The organism is Paenibacillus nuruki, from assembly GCF_001721045.1.
In the GTDB taxonomy this organism is placed as follows: domain Bacteria; phylum Bacillota; class Bacilli; order Paenibacillales; family Paenibacillaceae; genus Saccharibacillus; species Saccharibacillus nuruki.
Map to the genome: position 1 here is coordinate 19,090 of NZ_MDER01000025.1, position 19,565 is coordinate 38,654.

Here is a 19,565-nt window from a genome sequence, read left to right on the forward strand (position 1 = left end):
TAACTAAATCTGTTATAACAATCGACGTTCTGCACTGGTCAATCGTCTACCTTTAATATCAAAAGCAATATGTCCTTCTTGTAATCCAATAATACGAGTTGCATATTTTTCTGCTAACTCTAATGGAATCACTGTAATGATCGTGACTCGTTCACTACTACATAGCGCGCGAAGTGTTTTGATGACATCTTCCCCTGACTTCGGATCAAGCCCTGTAATCGGTTCATCCGCTAAAACTACTTTGACACCATGAGCAAGCGATCGTGCGATCGCTACACGCTGACGTTCCCCACCACTTAACGTACTGGCTTTCTGATGTGCTTTATCTAATAAGCCCAGACTTTCCAGTACATCCATTGCGCCCATATAATCATCGGATCGCACCATACCTGTAAGCATACGCCAGATTGGGGTTTGTCCGGCTTGCCCGATCAACACATTTTTGAGCGCTGTTCGTTCAGGATGAAGTTGAGGGCTTTGTTCAACATATGCCCATTCACGCGATATTTTGCGTTTACCGCTAAAGCCTGCTTTCATAATATCGATATCACCGACCTGAAAGCTACCATCTGTCCATGATTCTTTCATTGCCAGACATTTAAGTAATGTACTTTTACCACTACCGCTCGGTCCCAAAATAGCGATCATTTCACCATGTTGAATTTCTAGGTTAATCCGATCCAATACTTTGGTTTTATGTTCACCGACCGTTTTTGTAAGATTCTCTATTTTGATCATCGACATCTATTATGAGCCGCCCTTCTCTATCTAGTGATTGCTTAAGACTTATTCGTGTTTACTATCATCTGTATATACGTGAATACTGTTTGAGTGTTGAGATGTAGCCATCACTTATTAGTTTAGGGGAAAAAGCACAGAAATGCCATCTACGGCACCGGATTATTTCGATTTTTCTTTAAATATAAAACCTGTTGCTGCAAAAATCATATAACAACCACCCAAAACCCAAAATAAACTAGCTGTTGAGCCCATCTCGATTCCTTTTCCGCCTAGCGCCGGTCCAATAATACTTCCTGCATTAAAATGGAACGAAGCTAAGACATTAGCTGCCGGCAAATACATTTTGGGTAACATATCTGCGGCATAAGCAAGTCCAAGTGAAAAGAAAGAACCGATCAGACCTCCAGCCAATGCAAAAATAGCTGCAATAGCGATCATATTTGTTTCTGCCATCGGAACGAATAAGAACAACAATCCGCCTAGCCCTCCACAGATCATAAGCATTTTTTTGCGTCCATAGCGATCGCTTAATATTCCCAAAGGAAGTTGAAGAATCAATCCTCCGATACCGATAAAAGGAAGTAAGAAGGCGATATCCCCTGTGGAAAAGCCGACTCGTAATCCATAGACAGGGAAATTGCTATTCATTGCCGCTTCCATATATCCGTATAGAAATGCTGGGATAAGTGCATACCATGCCCAGCTATAACTTTTAACAAAACGGCGTTGTGCAGGTTCGTTGGTTGCTGTTTTTTCAGGAGTTCCATTCGGTAACTTCCAGATCACCAGCATAACTACGATTAGAAATAATCCAGCAAGTAAAAGAAACGGTGCATAGATACCCCAATCTAACAATTTAATACCAAGTGGTCCAATACTGAATCCTATACCATACGACATCCCATATATCGAAAGGTTACGTCCTCTATGTTCAGACGGCGTGACCATAAGTACCCATAATTGAGCAGAATAATGAACAGCACTATCTCCGATACCGACTAATAACCGAAGCACGAACCAGAAGGCGATACTTGGGTATACTGGAAATAGAGGCAAAGTGATAAGGACTAACAATAATCCTCCTAGCATTAACTTTTTAAATCCTAAAACGCCTAACAATCGTTCTGCAACCAGTGTCATACCGAATGAACCGATATACAATACTGCGGCATTCAATCCATTTAATGTGGAAGAAACGCCCATTTTTTCTAGAAAAATAGCCAGTACAGGTAATAACATTCCCTGACTAATCCCTGCTACTATAATAGCAATAATCAAAATAGCAAAATGAATTTTGGATACAGAATGAATCGATTGCGAATGTTGGGACGATGTTTTGAGCACGACGGTTCCTCCAATTATGTAATGAAACAAGATGTAAATGAATCATAAAATCTTTTTTTTGCGAAATACCATCCGAACATTATAGTAGACAATGTATAAGTAAACAAGCCATAATAACAGGACGATAACCGATGGTATAACTTGATATTAGACGTACCAACAGGTTATATTGTTACACTATGTTGAATCTAAAATCAGATTCATTTATTGTTGAATAGATACTATTTGGGAGGGTTCTGGTTTCATGAGCTATGACGTGAAAATAGATGTGTCTCCGATCTACGATTTACTAGGAAGTTTTATGGTCTATGTGACCAAAAAATGGATTCGTGATATCGATCTGGGTTCAGAATGGATCAGAGACATCGACAACCAACTAAGCCCTGGAGTACGCTCTGCTATATTGGAAGCTTCTTCGTGGCCTTTTGATGATTTTGATGTATTGTATGCCTGGGCAAGCTGTCGTCATGCCGACGGTTCTGTTCGTGATTTTTTAGATCATTTAGAGAATGCACCTGAAGATGAAATGTGGAATGAGATTCATGAACTGCTCCCGGCTATGACATTAATTGATACAAGACGGATCCAGACCAGTTATGCTCCACTGTTAAAATTATGGTATGAGCATTATTTTCATCATATGGAAGCTGAAATTCTTGAATTGATCACAGAAGACGCTAAAGAGAAAAAAGGGTTGCTGGATAAAATGGACCCTACAGCTCTGATTGAATATGCTTCAGGCGGCTTAGTGGTAGATCCTTTCCCTGAACTGAACACGGTGATCTTATTCCCTACTGTACACAATCGTCCGATCAATACGTATTGCTTCTATGAAGGTGTATTATTGATTCAATATCCGGTTGATGTACCTGAACAAGACGAAGAAGATCCACCAAATGTGTTGCTCCGTATGACACGAGCATTATCTGATCCAGAACGTCTGCGTATGCTGCGCTATATTGGCGGTGAACCGCGTTCTCTGCAAGATATGGCTCACTATCTATTACAACCGCAAGAATCGCTTATGCATCATCTGATGATGCTTAGAGTGGCAGGCTTATTACGTATCCACCTCGGTAGAGGCGACATTGAACGTTTTAGTATTCGACAGGACGGTGCTTCTGAGCTTCAACTGTTCCTCGAATCGTATATCCGTATTTAAGGAGTGACTCACATGAAAGATATCAGACATCAGCACCTTATCTTTGATATGGATGATACGCTGATCCATTGTAACAAATATTTCAATCTTATTTTAGACGAATTTATTAGCTTATTATCAGAATGGTTTAACAATCACGACATCACTATGGAAGCGATTCGGCAAAAGCAGATCGAAATTGATGTAGCTGGCGTTCACAGAGTCGGATTTGCTAGTGAACATTTTCCCAAATCATTAGTCGAAACGTATCATCATTTCAGTGAATTATTTGGACGACCTATTAACGAAAAAGAAGAAACTCAATTGCGTTTACTCGGCAATAGCGTCTATGAGAAAGAAGTCGAACCTTATCCGGGTATGGTTGAAACGCTAGAGATTCTTCAACAAGCAGGACACACCTTATATCTTTATACCGGTGGCGAAACGGTGATTCAACAACGTAAGATTGATCAGATGAAATTAACCTCTTATTTCGAATCCCGTATCTTTATTCGTCAACACAAAAATATTCATGCGCTCGAAGAAATTATTAATTCTCATGTACTTCCACGTCAGGATACTTGGATGATCGGTAATTCTTTACGTTCTGATGTTCAGCCGGCTCTACATGCTTCATTGAATACGATCTATCTCAAACAATCTCATGAATGGGCTTATGACGTTGTTCAACTTCAGCATGAAGATGATCTTCCGTTCTATACCATATCGCAATTGATTGAAGTACCTCAAGTTATTCATGACAGCTTAACTCAACAGCAAAAGAAACGGACTTCGGGTTAACTCCCGGTCCGTTTTTTTTATGTGTACATAGCTTATTCCTACAAAATAAATCTTAGATTTATTTCACAGCTTCTACAATTAATTTGCCTGATTCTTGATCCACTAACTTGATCCGTCCTTTATGTGTTTCATCGCCTTTTTTGAAAGCAAGTGCTTGAGTCTCACCTTTTTGCAATAACGTTTTGAGCATAGATACCGATATTTTTTTACCGGCAAATTCTTTCCAGATCACAAAAGTACATCCTTTTTTGAAATGCGAGCAACCGTACCCTTTGCGTCCTTCAATAATTTGTCCACCACAATTAGCATTAGGGCATGTCCCTAGTGCGGTATGTTCTCCAGCTGCTCCCATCGATACAGTTGCTGTCGCTGAACGTGCTGTTGATGGAGTTTTATTAGACGGTGACTTGGTAGTGGCTTGGTTAGCAGTACTACTTTTACTACGATTGGTTGTACCTGTACTTCCTTTGCTTGAAGCCGTCTTTGTCGATGTTGATGAACGTTTACCTTTACTGTTAGAACGGGAATCATCGCCAAATCGCCCAGCAATCGCAGGGGTCTGTGTTTTTACTTTTTCAATCACAGAAGCGGCAAATTTCTTAACACTTTCCAAAAACCGATCAGAGTCTGCTTCTCCACGTGAAATCTGGTTCAGTCGACGTTCCCATTGACCTGTCATTTCTGGAGAAGTCAGTAGTTCCACTCCAGCAGCACGAATCAATTCAATAGCGGCTCGACCTTTCAATGTTAACTCCATCTTTTTGCCTTGTGTGTTGATATATCCAACTTGCTTTAATCGTTCAATCGTTGCCGCTCGCGTTGCGGGTGTACCCAGACCCGATTCTTTCATCGCATCACGCAATTCTTCATTTTCAATCTGCTTCCCCGCACTCTCCATCGCTTTGAGCAATGTACCTTCGGTATAGTGCTTGGGCGGTTGAGTTGCTTTCTCTTTCACTTCTGCTTTGCTACATTGCACAGATTGCTGATCATTGATGACAAATGGCTCTTGAACTTCTTCTTCAGGTTCTTCTTCTTTACCATTTTCACCTTTGCTTGCAGACTTGCTTGAAGATTTGGATTTATCTTTATCCGGCAATGTGGCTTTCCAACCTAGAAATAGTAGTTCTTTTACCGCTGTTTTGAATGTTTCCTGTTCTACCGTTGTCATTACAGTATGATGCTTGTATTCAGCAGGTGGATAAAATTGAGCTAGAAAACGACGTACAATCAGATCATACAATTGCTGTTCTTCTTTACTAAGGGTACCCGGCTTTTTTAATGTCGGCAAAATAGCATGGTGATCTTCTACTTTGGATGGATTACAGACTGCTTTATTGTTTATATGCACTCGTTTACCTTCTGCGCCTTCTGCTAATTGTTCATACGGTGTATTTTTGAGCATACCGAGCACTTTATGCATCCCATCAATATTCTGCTCTGTTACATAGTTAGAGTTGGTACGTGGATAGCTGATCACTTTATGTTTTTCATATAAAGCTTGCGCGGTATCCAATGTTTTTTTAGCAGAGTAACCAAACTTGGCATTCGCATCCCGTTGTAACAACGTTAGATCATACAATTTGTATGGATACTCTTTACTTTCACGAATATCGTATTTGGTGATACGACCTTCTTTACCTTTTACTTTATCTACAATCGCTTGTCCCTTAGCTTGATCAGTAATACGATCGCCTTGCCAGACTCCAGTGTAACTTTTATCTGCTTGCTTAAACGTAGCGCGTACTTCATAAAACGTTTGCGAATCAAACGCTTCGATTTCTTTTTGCCGATCATAGATTAGCGCTAATACAGGCGTCTGTACACGTCCAACAGATAATAGATTATTATGCTTAATCGTAAATGCGCGTGAAGCATTCATGCCGATCAACCAGTCTGCTTCACTACGTGCTCTTGCTGCACGAGTTAAATTGTCAAATTCTTGTCCATCTTTTAATTCAACAAACCCTTTGCGAATACTTTCTGGTGTCAGATCAGATATCCATAAGCGTTTGACAGGCTGTGTAAGCTTCAATTGACGCTGGATTAACGCAAATATATGTTGCCCTTCCCGTCCGGCATCACAGGCGTTTACAATGCGGTCACAGCGCTTGGCTAATTCTCCGATCGTATTCAATTGATCTTTGGTTCTTGGGTTAGGTACTATTTTGAATTGTTCTGGAATAATAGGCAGATCGCCGAAGTTCCACTTTTTATATTTGGGATCATACGCATCGGGTTCGGCTAGCCCTATCAAATGACCGATTGCCCATGTAATAATATATTGTTCCCCTTCCAGATATGTACGGTGATTGCGTGCTTTAGGCTCCATCACAGCAGCAATATTCCGTCCCATATCTGGTTTTTCTGCTACGATTAATATTTTCATTTCGTTCATTCCTTTCCGGGAATGGATTGCATCTTAGCGGCAAAAAGGGACCACACCCTGGAGTGTAGCCCCCTTGCCCACGTACTTGCTATTGCTATTTATTATACCATAGCCTTATTCAAATTTCGATTGAAGTTTTAGACTTCTCTTTTGAGCTTAGACCGATATTTGAAATCAAGATTGGCAAGTTAAATACAATAAAAGCTAGGGTACGCCAGCAATATTTTTGGCACACCCTAGCTTTTATTATGATCTATAACGAGGATATTAATCGATTGTGACCATGCTAACAGTACATATCACTTTATCGATTCTATTAGACCAGAACTGTAGAACCCATCAAATATTTATCCACTTCACGCGCAGCTTCGCGTCCTTCATTGATCGCCCATACCACTAGACTTTGACCACGACGCATATCACCAGCAGCAAATACTTTCTCTACATTGGTATTGTATTTACCATAACGTGCTTTAACATTTGTCCAGCGATCTGTTGCCAGACCCAGCTGTTCAGGCAATGTTTGTTCAGGACCATCAAATCCGATAGCAATAAGCGCAAGTTCCGCAGGGAATACTTTTTCAGTACCCGGGATAGGTTGATAGATTTTGCGACCTGTTTCATCTACAATCCGTTGAATTTGAATCGTGTGTAACTCTTTCAAGTTACCATTTTCGTCTCCAACAAATTTAGTCGTCATGATTGAGAATTCGCGTGGATCACTACCAAATATCGCTTTTGCTTCTTCTTGTGCATAATCCAGTGTGTATACATTAGGGAACTGTGGCCAAGGATTGCTAATTGGATCACGTTCGAGTGGTGCTTTATCATGAGTACCGAACTGAGTTACTGTACTGCAACCATGACGGACAGAAGTAGCCACACAGTCAGAACCTGTATCACCACCACCGATTACAATCACGTTTTTATCTTGAGCGGATAAGTAATTACCATCTTCAAGATTGCTATCAAGGAAACTTTTGATTGAACCGTTTAGGAAATCCATTGCATAGACAACGCCATTAAGTTCGCTACCTTCAATATTGAATTCACGCGGTTTCGTTGCACCGCCGCAAAGTATCACTGCATCATACTCATCAACTAATTGTTGTGCAGGAATATCTTTCCCGATTTCTGTACCTGTAATAAATTCAATACCTTCTGCTATCAAGAGATCCACACGACGTTGAACAATACCTTTATCTAGTTTCATCGTTGGAATACCATAAGTCAATAATCCACCGACACGATCAGAACGCTCATAGACGGTTACCGAATGACCTGCTTTGTTTAATTGTGCTGCACATGCCAGACCGGCTGGACCTGATCCGATAACCGCTACACGACGACCTGTACGTTTTTCAGGTGGTTGTGGAACAACCCAACCTTCTTCAAAACCTTTTTCGATAATCGCTTCTTCAATCGTTTTGATCGTTACCGGTTGTCCGATCAGACCTACCGTACAAGAGCCTTCGCACGGTGCTGGACAGATACGCCCTGTAAATTCAGGAAAATTATTTGTTTTGTGTAGACGCTCTAATGCTTCTCTCCACAATCCACGATACACCAAGTTATTCCATTCAGGAATCAAGTTATGAACCGGACAACCAAAAGTTCCACCTGCCATATCCATTCCTGTGTGACAGTAAGGTGTTCCACAATCCATACATCTAGCTCCTTGTGTACGAAGCTCATCTTCTGCCATATGTTTGTGGAACTCTTGCCAATCTTTTACGCGTTCAAGCGGATTGCGATCCGCGGGAATTTGTCTTTTGTATTCCATGAATCCAGTTGGTGTAGACATTTTAACATTTCCCCCATCCGTTCTGTCACTGCTGAGCCTGTGTTACAGATATTGTATGATATTCAAAGCTGGTTTCTTTCTGTATTTAGCTTACTTGGATACATCTACAATCTTTGGAATGCTACATTTTACTTACAATAAGTTTATTTTCTAGATTATCATTCACACAAATGAATACCAAATGGATTATGCGCATGATTGTTTGTACTTTTTACATAGAGATTACACCGTGATGAAACATCTTGCAAGCATATTTCTGTTATTTTCCTACTTTTTCAAGCTTATATTTAGACTGTTTGCTAACATTTAAGCTGAAAATAAGTACTCATTCCTATGCTATACGTATACTTGTAAAGATAACTCATTTTTTATTTTCGCATAAATATCTCATAAAATGATTAAATATGCAAATATTCTTCAAATCGGTAATCGTAATCGTTTTTCTCATCGCGAATACCTTCAGTGATTGAGGCTTGTTGCCACTGAGACCAATCCACTTCTGGAAAATAAGTATCCCCTGCAAAATCATGATCAATTTTTGTCATCAGCAGACGATCTGCATACTGCAAAAACTGCTCATAGATCGTGGAGCCACCAATCACCATCAATTCATTGTCTTGTCCTGCCAGTTGTATCGCTTCTTCTACAGAATAAACTACTTCAGCATCTGTAGCTGTAAACTCCTGACTACGTGTAATAATAATATTGCGACGATTAGGTAGTGGCTTCCTACCAAACGATTCCCACGTTTTACGACCCATAACGACTGTCTTATGCTGGGTTTGTTGTTTAAAATAAGCCATATCACGAGGCAAGCGCCATGGCAGATCATTATCTTTTCCAATCACTCCGTTACTTGCTTGTGCCCATATCATTGTAATTGTCATCGCTTGTGCATCCTCCATCTATCCAGAATACTATTCAGACCAATTTATACTGTATCATATCATCAAAATGAATCATTGGCATCACATTATTATCCAATCCCGAACTATTCATTGGCTTCTATACTCAATCATTTGTAAAAAAGCAATATATAAAATGTTCTTTGGTTCCTTATTTATAAATTTGATCACTTATTTGATCACTTTGTACTCTTACCTAGAATTTTACGATAACCTTTTACAAATACACCCTTTATATACAAAAAACTCTTACTATCTTTTCTCGTTACAGAAAAGATAATAAGAGTTCTATTCAAACGATATATCGTCTTATAGATATCAAAAGCTCATCATTCTATAGCTGATCTACGCTTAAACCGAGATCGGTGCTTTGATACCTGGATGATATTCATAATTTTCAAAAACAAAATCATCAAAATGATAATCAAAAATAGACTCCGGCTTGCGAGCTAGACGAAGCTGTGGCAATGGATACGGCTCTCTTGTCAGCTGTAATTTCGCTTGCTCCATATGATTAGCATAGATATGAACATCTCCGCCTGTCCATACTAGATCTCCAACTTCAAGATCACACTGCTGAGCCACCATATGAGTGAGAAGCGCATACGAAGCCAAATTGAACGGCAATCCAAGGAATGTATCGACCGAACGCATCTGGAACATACAAGATAATTTGCCATTCGCTACATAAAATTGGAAAGCATAATGACACGGGGGTAAAGCCATTGAATCCACTTCTGCCGCATTCCAAGCATTCACGATATGACGACGTGAGTCCGGGTTGTGCTTGATACTTTCGATCACCGATGTAATCTGGTCAATCACTTCGCCACCCGGTCCACGCCATGTTCTCCATTGTGCTCCGTATACGCGTCCTAGATTGCCTTCTGCATCTGCCCATTCATCCCAGATCGTAACGCCATTATCCTGTAAATATTTGATATTAGTACTACCACTGAGAAACCATAACAATTCATGTATAATCGAACGAGTATGTAACCTCTTCGTTGTTAATAAAGGGAATCCTTTTTGTAAATCGATACGCATTTGTCTACCGAAAACAGAAGTCGTTCCTGTTCCTGTGCGATCTGATTTCTCCACGCCTTCATCCAAAATATCTTGTAATAGCTCTAAATATGCTTTCATAATTCACCTCATTATAAGACTTCGCTAAACGTTCAATATAGAATATACTCATATCCGTATCTACTTAGCTTCTTATTATGATACCAAAATCAGATGATTATTCATATAGACATTTATACCAAGAAATGATGCTAAATATTCAATCTATGTTTATATGTAATACAATCTAATAACAAAAAATAAACTATAATCTCACCTTTATCCTAAAATCCTAAAGCAAACTGCAATTAAAAAACATCTTCAAAAACACAAACACCCATCTGCATAAACAGATGGGCGAACGTTTAGACGTTAATAAATATTAACGAGTTTCACGATGGATCGTGTATTTTTTTAGACGTGGGCAATATTTTTTCAACTCAAGACGTTCTGGATGATTTCTTTTGTTCTTGGTTGTAGTATAATTACGGTCGCCAGTCTCTGTGCATGCCATAGTTACGATAACGCGCATGTGAATTCACCTCACTTCACTAATTAATAGACAAAAATATTCAACTATACTAATGTACCCTAATTGTGAGAAATGTTCAACTTCAATTTTCAGAAAAACACTATATTCACTAAATGATATGTTAAATCTTTTCTCAATCTGTTCAATAACACACAGATTTGATGTCCAACAGCCTTTTCTATTATACCATAGATTGTTCAATATTTATATTGAGTACGCTTAATTTTTGAAAAGAAAATGCGTTGAATCTTTGAGTTACATTTCTACTACGATTACCCCAGTAAATGTTGTATCGCTTCATTCACATGATTCTCTTCCGGTTGTAACCATGGTAAAGGATTATAAAATGTTGACCAATCTTGTTGCATTTCATAATCAGTAAGTAGACATTGATCCAAATCAGACTCTATCTGTTTTTGATTCAACCCTATACCGATAAAAACAACTTCTGTCATACGATCTCCCCACTCTTGATCCCATTGCTCCAATAGTTCAGGTTCTTTCTCCAGAATCTGCTGGCGTTCTTGCTGAGGTAATGCTGCTACCCAATTGCCAGCGGGTCCAAATTGTACTGATGGGCCTGCTTGACCTAATGTAGCTGCAACATCTTCACCTGTAGCTAGCCAGACCAGACCTTTTGCCCGTACAATCTGTTCAGGCCATTCTTCCATAAAATCGTATAATCGTTGCGGTTCAAACGGACGTCTACGGCGATAAACAAATGATTGAATACCATATTCTTCACTTTCAGGAGTATGATGATCTTTTTGCAATTCCTGCATCCACCCTGCTGAAGTGGCTGCTTTTTCCATATCAAATAATTGAGTGTTTAGAATCTCTTTAGGATCAACCTCTCCTTTTGTTGTACGAATAATGCGTGCACTTGGTTGAAGCTTATGAATAACTGCTTCTAATTTATTTAACTCAGATTCCGTAACCAGATCACATTTATTCAAAATCAAAACATCACAAGTCTCTATCTGATCGATCAATAGATCTACCACATCGCGTGTATCGTCTTCACCTACAGCTTCTCCTCGTTCTAATAATGTTTCACCCGACTCATAATCATGCCAGAAGCGATTACTATCGACTACTGTAACTAAACAATCCAAACGTGTAAGTGTCGTTAAATCAAAAGCTAGCGAGTCATCTGCATAGCTAAATGTTTGAGCTACAGGAATAGGTTCACTAATTCCTGACGATTCAATAAGTATATAATCAAATCTTCCTTCTTCTGCTAACTGCTTCACTTCTAATAATAGATCATCTCGTAGTGTACAACAGATACATCCATTCGAAATTTCAACCAATTTTTCTTCAGTTCGTGATAATGTACTGCCTGATTTGATCAGGTTAGCATCGATATTCACTTCACTCATATCATTTACGATTACAGCTACTTTTAAACCTTCTCGATTATTGAGAATATGATTGAGAACGGTTGTTTTACCTGAACCTAAATAACCGCTCAATACAGTTACTGGAATTCTGGACTGTTGATTGTTTATCATTAAAATTTCCCCCATCACACTTTAATCGTAATAATTACTATTAAATTATTATATACTGATGGATATACCTATTGTCAATTATTTTTATAATCTATCTTTGATATACACGGATATTTATGAACAGCAAAAAGCCGCCAGAAGTATATTCTGACGGCTTGGAGTAACCACTCATGTTAGCACAATCCTATAGATAAACTTAATGATTATACATAACACTGATGTTTATTTATTATTTTTTGCGTGGAGCGATAACATGGATAGGATGACCCATAACCAATTCAGCAGCTTCCATCACGATTTCACCCAATGTTGGATGCGCATGGATAGTCAATGCCAAATCTTCAAGAGTTGCGCCCATTTCGATTGCAAGACCCATTTCAGCGATCATGTTAGAAGCTTCCAAACCTACGATTTGAGAACCAAGAACAAGACCTGTTTCTTCGTCTGCTACGATTTTCACGAAACCTTCTGTGTTGTTCAAAGAAGTTGCGCGACCGTTACCTGCATAAGGGAATTTACCAGCAGATACTTTGTATCCTTTTTCTTTTGCTTCAGTCTCAGTGTAACCAACGCTAGAGCATTCTGGATCTGTAAATACAACAGCCGGAACACATTTATAGTCGATTACAGATGATTCACCAGCAATAACTTCAGCAACAACTTTAGCTTCATAAGAAGCTTTGTGTGCTAGAGCAGGACCAGCAACGATATCACCGATAGCAAAGATGTGAGGAATATTTGTACGTCCTTGGTGATCAATTTTGATCAATCCACGCTCGTCCAATTCCATTTCAATAAGATCTAGACCCAACTCACCATCAGTGTTAGGACGACGACCAACGGTTACTAGCAAGTAATCTGCTGTAACTTCTTTAGATTCGCCACCAACGCTGAATTTAACAGTTACGTCTTTATCTGTTTGCTCTGCGCTTTCCGCTTTCGCGTTCGTGAAGATTTCCATACCGGATTTCTTCATGTTTTTAGCAACAAGGCTAGTCATATCTTTATCGAAGCCTGGCAATACTGTATCCAGACCTTCGATGATTGTAATTTTAGTACCAAATTTAGCATACATTTGGCTAAGCTCAGCGCCGATGTAACCACCGCCGATAACAACCATGCTTTTCGGAATTTCAGGTAAATTCAATGCTTCTGTAGAAGAAAGAATGCGTCCACCGAATGGGAATGGTTTAAGTTCGATTGGACGAGAACCTGTTGCAATAATACAGTTTTTGAAACGGTAACGAGGAGATTCATGATCGTTGAATACACGTGCTTCATTTTGGTTAATGAACATGCACTCGCCTTGGAATACTTCCACTTTGTTACCTTTCAACAATCCAGCTACACCAGAAGTCATTTTTTTAACAACGCCTGATTTGAATTCTTGAGTTTTGGAGAAATCCACTTTAACATTTTCAGCTGTAATACCAAAAGCTTCGCCATGTTGTGCAGCTTCAAATTGATGAGCGGCAGAGATTAGCGCTTTAGAAGGAATACAACCACGGTTCAAACAGACGCCGCCTAGTTCGGATTTATCTACGATCAAAACTTTTTGACCCAATTGAGCTGCACGAATAGCAGCTACATATCCACCAGGTCCTGCACCAATAACTAAAGTATCAATATCGAGTGAAGCATCGCCTACTACCATTGATTACACCTCCATAACCAGCAACTCGGGATTAGCGAGAAGTGATTTGATAAAGTTCATAAAGTTCTGTGCTGTTGCACCATCGATAATACGGTGGTCAAAGCTTAGGGATAGAGCCATTACAGGTGCTGCTACGATTTCGCCATTTTTAACAACAGCTTTCTCGCTGATACGTCCAGTTCCCAAGATAGCAACTTCTGGGAAGTTGATGATTGGAGTAAAGAACATACCGCCAGCAGAACCAATGTTAGAGATTGAAATTGTGCTTCCACGCATTTCATTAGCAGACAATTTACCTTCGCGACCACGTACAGCCAAATCATTGATTGTACTTGCGATCATGAAGATACTCTTACGATCTGCATCTTTAACAACAGGAACGATTAGACCATTATCTGTGTCTGTAGCAATACCTACATCATAATGTTTTTTGTATACAATTTCGTTAGAAGCTTCGTCGATAGAAGCGTTCAATGCTGGGAATTCACGTGTAGCAGCAACTAGTGCTTTTACGATGAATGGCAAGTAAGTTACTTTGATGCCTTTTTTCTCAGCAAGTGGTTTCATACGCGTACGGAAAGCAACCAATTCTGTAACGTCTACTTCGTCCATAATCGTTACGTGTGGAGCTGTGTATGCAGATTTAACCATAGCGTTAGAGATCGCTTTACGAATACCTTTGAATGGTACGCGCTCTTCGTCTCCACCTGTTGCGATAGCTGTAGGAGCTGCCGCAGGTGCAACTGGAGCAGATGTTTTCTCTTCTGCTGCTACTTCTGCAGTTTGGGAAGAAACTTGTCCGCCACCTTGTTTGAAAGATTCTACATCTTCACGTGTAATTTTACCGTTGTTGCCAGTGCCACTAACTTGCGCTAGATCAACACCTTGCTCACGAGCAAATTTACGAACGCTTGGAGTAGCTAAAACATCTTTGTTAGGTGCTGCTGGTGTAGAAGCATTTGTTTCTTTGCCTTCTTTTGCATCAGCAGGGCTATCAGAAGCAGGAGAAGAAGTTGTGTCTACTCCGCCTTGAACGGATTCTTGTTCTTGACCGCTCTTTTGTTCTGGAGCTGTTTCTTCTTCGTCTTGATCTGGAATGTCACCTTCAGCTTCGATAATTGCTACCGTTTCGCCTACATGACAAACTTGACCATCTTTAGTCAATACTTCAAGTACTGTTCCGTCAACTGGACAAGGTACTTCAACTACTGCTTTATCATTTTGTACTTCCATAATGATGCTATCGTCTGTTACTTTATCACCTGGTTTGATATGCATTTTGATGATTTCGCCTTCATGCAAACCTTCACCAAGCTCTGGAAATTTATAAATAAATTTTGCCACTTGCAAAACCTCCCTATTTAGATTGCTGAACAATTGATTCCACTCCTATCATTCAGCAATATCTCTTTACATAATCTATTTAGTGCATATTTGAAAGCCAAAAGGCGTCCGCAAAATTATATTCTTCGATTTAACGAGTATCCAAAGGACGATCATCAAACTGAATGAATATGCTCATGTACCCGCCTTTTGACAATAAAAACTATTTTAGAATTGTACTACTTTTTTAACAGCATCGATCACGCGTTTAGGTGATGGCAACCAAGAATCTTCAATTTGTGCAAATGGATAAACAGTATCCGGTCCTGCTACACGCAGTACTGGAGCTTCCAAGTGCAAGATTGCTTTTTCATTGATTTGTGCAATAACTTCTGCTGCTACGCCAGCACTTTTTTGTGCTTCTTGAACAACAATTGCACGGTTTGTTTTTTGGATAGAAGCTACGATTGTATCAATATCAATCGGGCTTACTGTACGAAGGTCAATGATTTCTGCTTTGATTCCTTCTTCAGCCAATTGATCAGCCGCTTTAGTTGCTGTATGAACCATCATGCCGTAAGCGATGATTGTTACATCAGAACCTTCACGTACTACGTTTGCTTTACCCAATTCTACTGTATAAGCTTCTTCTGGTACTTCTGCACGGAATGCATGGTACAAGTTCAAATGTTCCATAAAGAAGACAGGATCATTATCACGGATAGAAGCAATCATAAGTCCTTTAGCATCATAAGGGTTAGACGGAATAACCACTTTGATACCAGGAGTTTGTGCAAGTAAACCTTCTAGTGAGTCAGTATGCAATTCTGCCGCTTTTACACCGCCACCGAAAGGTGTACGGAAAACGATTGGAGAATTGTATTTGCCACCAGAACGGAAACGCATACGAGCTGCTTGAACAACCATTTGGTCAAGTGCTTCAAAAATAAAACCTACGAATTGGATCTCAGCGATAGGACGGAATCCTTGGATACCCAAACCTACTGCCAAACCACCGATAGCTGACTCAGCAAGAGGTGTATCAAATACACGATCTTCACCAAATTCTGCTTGCAAACCTTCTGTTGCGCGGAATACGCCGCCAACATGACCTACGTCTTCTCCGAAAAGGATCACATTAGGATCATTTTTCAATTCAACGCGAAGCGCATCACGGATCGCTTCTTTCATATTCATTTGTGCCATTTGCTTCATTTCCTCCTTAAACATTTCACTGTTCATGTTCACGCATCAAGGATCTAGATTAACGCTCTATTGTTAGAAACCTCTTATTCGAAATCAGCTTTTTGCTCTTCCAAGTGTTGAGGTGTTTGTTCAAACATGCTATCAATCAAGCCAGAAACAGTCATTTTCTCTGTTTTCTCTGCTTTTTTGATTTCTTCATTTACTTTAGCTTTAGCTTCTTCTCTTACGCGCTCTGTATCTTCATCAGTCCAGAGACCTTTTTCAGCCAAGTATTTAGCAAGACGAGCGATTGGATCTTTTTCACTCCAGATACCTTCTTCGTCTTTAGTACGATATTTACTTGTATCATCTGACATGGAGTGAGGACGGAAACGATAAGTAACCGCTTCGATCAATGTAGCACCTTCACCATTACGTCCGCGTTCAGCAGCATCTTGGACCGCTTTGATAACAGCAAGAACGTCCATACCGTCTACTTTTACGCCTTTGATACCTGCTGCAACCGCTTTGTGAGCGATAGACAATGCAGCTGTTTGTTTTGCAAAAGGAGTTGTAATAGCATAACCATTGTTTTGTACAAAGAAAATAACAGGCAATTTGTATACACCAGCATAGTTAAGACCTTCATAGAAGTCACCTTCAGAAGAACCACCATCACCTGTGTAAGCAATAACAACTTGCTTTTGTTTTTTCAATTTGTAAGCCATAGCAATACCCATTGCATGTAAGATTTGTGCACCAATGATGATTTGCGGCATCAAAACGTTAACGCCATCAGGAATTTGTCCACCGTGTTGATGTCCACGAGAGTACAAGAATGCTTGATAAAGTGGTAATCCGTGCCATACCAACTGAGGAATATCACGGTATCCCGGGCATACGAAATCTTCTTTTTGCAAAGCGAATTCGCTACCAACCATTGTAGCTTCTTGACCAGATACTGGTGCATAGAAACCAAGACGACCTTGACGACCTAAGTTAACTGCACGATCATCCCAACTACGTGTGAAGACCATACGATACATAATTTCTTTCAATTGATCATCGTTAAGATCAGGTAATAAATCTTTGTTGACGATTTTGCCTTCAGGAGAAAGAACGGAAAGAGCTTCCACGTCCTCCGTATAAACTTCATAAGGAACCTTGCTCATTTTATTCACCTCAATAAAAAATTTGAATATCATGTCCCGCTGTTATAGAATTATTATACACCTGTTCTACTCCATTCGTCAAAACATACATTGAAATTTAGTAGATATGTGTATTATTGTATGTATAACAGCAGGTTAATATTTGTATAACAGTTTTACGATCTTGGTATTCAAAGACTTCACGACCGCACGAAACAATCTTAACGCATTGTGATACGCAATGCAAAAAATATTCCCGAAAAAGGTGATCACTGTGACAGATTCCCGTTATCTTAAACGGACAATACTGAAAGAACAGATCGAAAGCAGCCATCTTGGTGAAAGTCGTACATTACGGATTTACTTGCCGCCAGGCTATAATGAAGTATTAAGTTACCCTGTCGTGTATTGTCAGGATGGTGAAGAGTTTTTCAACTTTGGTCGCATTGCTACGTATGCCAACCAATTAATCCTTGATGAAAATATCGAACCTTTTATTATTGTAGGTGTAGAAGTAAATACGAAGATTCGAACACAAGAATATGCTCCATTTGGTGATCGCTTCGAAAAGTACACCACTTGTTTTGCTGAAGAAATCATTCCTTATATTGAACAAAAATATCCTGTACGACGTACGCCAGATCAGCGTATTTTGGCAGGTGACTCCCTTGGCGGCAGCGTTTCGATCCATCTGTCCCTGTTATATCCTGAACTGTTCCAGCAGGTGATTAGTCTATCCGGTGCTTACTATAAGCAAAGTCAAGATATTATCGCACAAGCTCAAAATCTTACAGATTTGAATGTATATATGATTGTAGGTCTGCAAGAAACTGATTTTGAGAGCGATACAGGTATTTACGATTTTGTACAATTAAACCGTGAGACTCGTGACCTTTTACAAGAACGTGGAGCCACTGTACAATATAGCGAAAAAGATGGTAAACATTTGTGGGGCTTCTGGCAAAAAGAACTTCCTGCTGCATTAAAATACTTTTTACCAGAAATCTAAAATTTGTAGCTCTTTATTACTTACAGTAGAAATCGAACTTTCAAACGGGTTATATTGATGTTTACGCTTTCACATCCAAAAAAATCTATAATTCGTTTGATTGCTCGTCTTTTCTATTGTATCTGTGTGATAGAAAGTTATGCAACTACAATTTCAATATATCTTCTTTTATTTGATGAAACGAGGGCTGATTCATGTCGATGAAGCGTGCTATTATTTTCTCGGGTGGTCAATTACATCCTGATTTTGTACAACAGATTCAAGAAGACGATTTGATTATCGGTGCAGATCGTGGAGCATTATTTTTAATTGAACACGGTATTCACCCTCATGTCGCTGTAGGGGATTTCGACTCATTGACCAATCGTGAACATGATCTAGAGAATATCAAAGCTAATAGTGATCAGTTGATTGTCTATGACTCGGTGGAAAAAGATTGGTCTGATACTGAAGCTGCTTTTGAAATTGCGATGGAACGTCATATTCGGGAAATTTTAATTTTGGGAGCGCTTGGTACACGATTCGATCATACGTTAGCCAATGTACAACTGCTAGTCCGTGCTGTTCAGCATCAAGTGAATTGTAGCATTATGGATATGAATAATTATATTTCACTTACCAGTACTCAAGCGGTTATCGAAAATCGTGGTTTTCCTTATATTTCATTGTTGCCTATTACTTCTGAGGTGACCGGTATTAATCTCACCGGATTTCAATATCCGTTAGAACATGCTACTTTACGTATGGGTCAATCCCGTGGTATTAGTAATCATTTGATTAATGAAGAAGGTACAGTGAGTATTGAAGGTGGTCTACTACTTATTATTCAAAGTAGAGATTAATCGCTCTATTTTAATCATATAGGTTGTAATCGTGCTTATGATCAGTTCATAGTATTACATACAAAATCCATGTATGAAGAGGATATTCTCTTTGTACATGGATTTTTGTATACCTCTGTAAAGTTATTGATCGCTATAGAATCTGTCTAGTCATGATAAGCTTTC

The 19,565-nt window shown here is 39.4% G+C and carries 16 protein-coding genes; 4 read left to right on the forward strand and 12 right to left on the reverse strand.

Annotated elements, in window-relative coordinates; translation table 11 throughout:
• Positions 1–12: 12 nt before the first annotated feature.
• Positions 13–738, reverse strand: a complete 726-nt coding sequence (locus PTI45_RS02475; RefSeq protein ID WP_069326040.1) for a phosphonate ABC transporter ATP-binding protein — start codon at positions 736–738, stop codon at positions 13–15.
• Between the two features lie 162 nt (positions 739–900).
• Positions 901–2,085 (reverse strand): MFS transporter, encoded by a 1,185-nt coding sequence (locus tag PTI45_RS02480; RefSeq protein ID WP_342671971.1) that lies wholly within the window; start codon positions 2,083–2,085, stop codon positions 901–903.
• 244 nt (positions 2,086–2,329) lie between these two features.
• On the opposite strand from PTI45_RS02480, the gene PTI45_RS02485 reads away from it, so the two are divergent.
• Positions 2,330–3,247, forward strand: a complete 918-nt coding sequence (locus PTI45_RS02485) for a winged helix-turn-helix domain-containing protein (RefSeq protein ID WP_069325956.1) — start codon at positions 2,330–2,332, stop codon at positions 3,245–3,247.
• Positions 3,248–3,259: 12 nt separating this feature from the next.
• A complete protein-coding gene (locus tag PTI45_RS02490; RefSeq protein WP_069325957.1) occupies positions 3,260–4,027 on the forward strand; it encodes an HAD family hydrolase in 768 nt (255 codons plus the stop codon).
• A gap of 58 nt (positions 4,028–4,085) precedes the next feature.
• Here PTI45_RS02490 and PTI45_RS02495 read toward each other — a convergent pair whose 3' ends face one another.
• The 10 genes from PTI45_RS02495 to pdhA form a co-directional block, all read right to left on the reverse strand.
• On the reverse strand, positions 4,086–6,416 hold the full coding sequence (locus tag PTI45_RS02495; protein ID WP_069325958.1) for a type IA DNA topoisomerase: 2,331 nt from the start codon (positions 6,414–6,416) through the stop codon (positions 4,086–4,088).
• Between the two features lie 316 nt (positions 6,417–6,732).
• Positions 6,733–8,220, reverse strand: coding sequence for a glutamate synthase subunit beta (locus PTI45_RS02500; protein ID WP_069325959.1), 1,488 nt, complete (start codon positions 8,218–8,220; stop codon positions 6,733–6,735).
• A 398-nt stretch (positions 8,221–8,618) separates the two neighbouring features.
• Positions 8,619–9,107 carry a dihydrofolate reductase gene (locus PTI45_RS02505; RefSeq protein WP_069325960.1) on the reverse strand — a complete coding sequence of 163 codons (489 nt, stop codon included), beginning with the start codon at positions 9,105–9,107 and terminating at the stop codon, positions 8,619–8,621.
• 369 nt (positions 9,108–9,476) lie between these two features.
• On the reverse strand, positions 9,477–10,271 hold the full coding sequence (gene thyA / locus PTI45_RS02510) for a thymidylate synthase (RefSeq protein ID WP_069325961.1): 795 nt from the start codon (positions 10,269–10,271) through the stop codon (positions 9,477–9,479).
• 301 nt (positions 10,272–10,572) lie between these two features.
• Positions 10,573–10,722: a 50S ribosomal protein L33 gene (rpmG, locus tag PTI45_RS23605; protein ID WP_083243303.1), complete on the reverse strand. Its 150-nt coding sequence runs from the start codon at positions 10,720–10,722 to the stop codon at positions 10,573–10,575.
• Positions 10,723–10,994: 272 nt separating this feature from the next.
• Positions 10,995–12,236 carry a GTP-binding protein gene (locus tag PTI45_RS02515; RefSeq protein WP_069325962.1) on the reverse strand — a complete coding sequence of 414 codons (1,242 nt, stop codon included), beginning with the start codon at positions 12,234–12,236 and terminating at the stop codon, positions 10,995–10,997.
• A gap of 229 nt (positions 12,237–12,465) precedes the next feature.
• On the reverse strand, positions 12,466–13,890 hold the full coding sequence (gene lpdA, locus PTI45_RS02520) for a dihydrolipoyl dehydrogenase (RefSeq protein WP_069325963.1): 1,425 nt from the start codon (positions 13,888–13,890) through the stop codon (positions 12,466–12,468).
• A gap of 3 nt (positions 13,891–13,893) precedes the next feature.
• A complete protein-coding gene (locus PTI45_RS02525) occupies positions 13,894–15,234 on the reverse strand; it encodes a dihydrolipoamide acetyltransferase family protein (RefSeq protein WP_069325964.1) in 1,341 nt (446 codons plus the stop codon).
• A gap of 207 nt (positions 15,235–15,441) precedes the next feature.
• Positions 15,442–16,419 (reverse strand): alpha-ketoacid dehydrogenase subunit beta, encoded by a 978-nt coding sequence (locus PTI45_RS02530; protein WP_069325965.1) that lies wholly within the window; start codon positions 16,417–16,419, stop codon positions 15,442–15,444.
• An 83-nt stretch (positions 16,420–16,502) separates the two neighbouring features.
• Positions 16,503–17,570: a pyruvate dehydrogenase (acetyl-transferring) E1 component subunit alpha gene (gene pdhA, locus PTI45_RS02535; protein ID WP_069325966.1), complete on the reverse strand. Its 1,068-nt coding sequence runs from the start codon at positions 17,568–17,570 to the stop codon at positions 16,503–16,505.
• Positions 17,571–17,823: 253 nt separating this feature from the next.
• On the opposite strand from pdhA, the gene PTI45_RS02540 reads away from it, so the two are divergent.
• Positions 17,824–18,558, forward strand: coding sequence for an alpha/beta hydrolase (locus PTI45_RS02540; protein ID WP_069325967.1), 735 nt, complete (start codon positions 17,824–17,826; stop codon positions 18,556–18,558).
• A 194-nt stretch (positions 18,559–18,752) separates the two neighbouring features.
• Positions 18,753–19,400: a thiamine diphosphokinase gene (locus PTI45_RS02545; protein WP_069325968.1), complete on the forward strand. Its 648-nt coding sequence runs from the start codon at positions 18,753–18,755 to the stop codon at positions 19,398–19,400.
• The last annotated feature ends 165 nt before the right edge of the window (positions 19,401–19,565 follow it).

Coding starts and splice junctions, on each gene's coding strand:
- PTI45_RS02475 (WP_069326040.1), bottom strand. CDS start 738: ATGATCAAAATAGAGAATCTTACAAAAACGGTCGGTGAACATAAAACC.
- PTI45_RS02485 (WP_069325956.1), top strand. CDS start 2,330: ATGAGCTATGACGTGAAAATAGATGTGTCTCCGATCTACGATTTACTA.
- PTI45_RS02490 (WP_069325957.1), top strand. CDS start 3,260: ATGAAAGATATCAGACATCAGCACCTTATCTTTGATATGGATGATACG.
- PTI45_RS02495 (WP_069325958.1), bottom strand. CDS start 6,416: ATGAAAATATTAATCGTAGCAGAAAAACCAGATATGGGACGGAATATT.
- PTI45_RS02500 (WP_069325959.1), bottom strand. CDS start 8,220: ATGTCTACACCAACTGGATTCATGGAATACAAAAGACAAATTCCCGCG.
- PTI45_RS02505 (WP_069325960.1), bottom strand. CDS start 9,107: ATGACAATTACAATGATATGGGCACAAGCAAGTAACGGAGTGATTGGA.
- thyA (WP_069325961.1), bottom strand. CDS start 10,271: ATGAAAGCATATTTAGAGCTATTACAAGATATTTTGGATGAAGGCGTG.
- rpmG (WP_083243303.1), bottom strand. CDS start 10,722: ATGCGCGTTATCGTAACTATGGCATGCACAGAGACTGGCGACCGTAAT.
- PTI45_RS02515 (WP_069325962.1), bottom strand. CDS start 12,236: ATGATAAACAATCAACAGTCCAGAATTCCAGTAACTGTATTGAGCGGT.
- lpdA (WP_069325963.1), bottom strand. CDS start 13,890: ATGGTAGTAGGCGATGCTTCACTCGATATTGATACTTTAGTTATTGGT.
- PTI45_RS02530 (WP_069325965.1), bottom strand. CDS start 16,419: ATGGCACAAATGAATATGAAAGAAGCGATCCGTGATGCGCTTCGCGTT.
- pdhA (WP_069325966.1), bottom strand. CDS start 17,570: ATGAGCAAGGTTCCTTATGAAGTTTATACGGAGGACGTGGAAGCTCTT.
- PTI45_RS02545 (WP_069325968.1), top strand. CDS start 18,753: ATGTCGATGAAGCGTGCTATTATTTTCTCGGGTGGTCAATTACATCCT.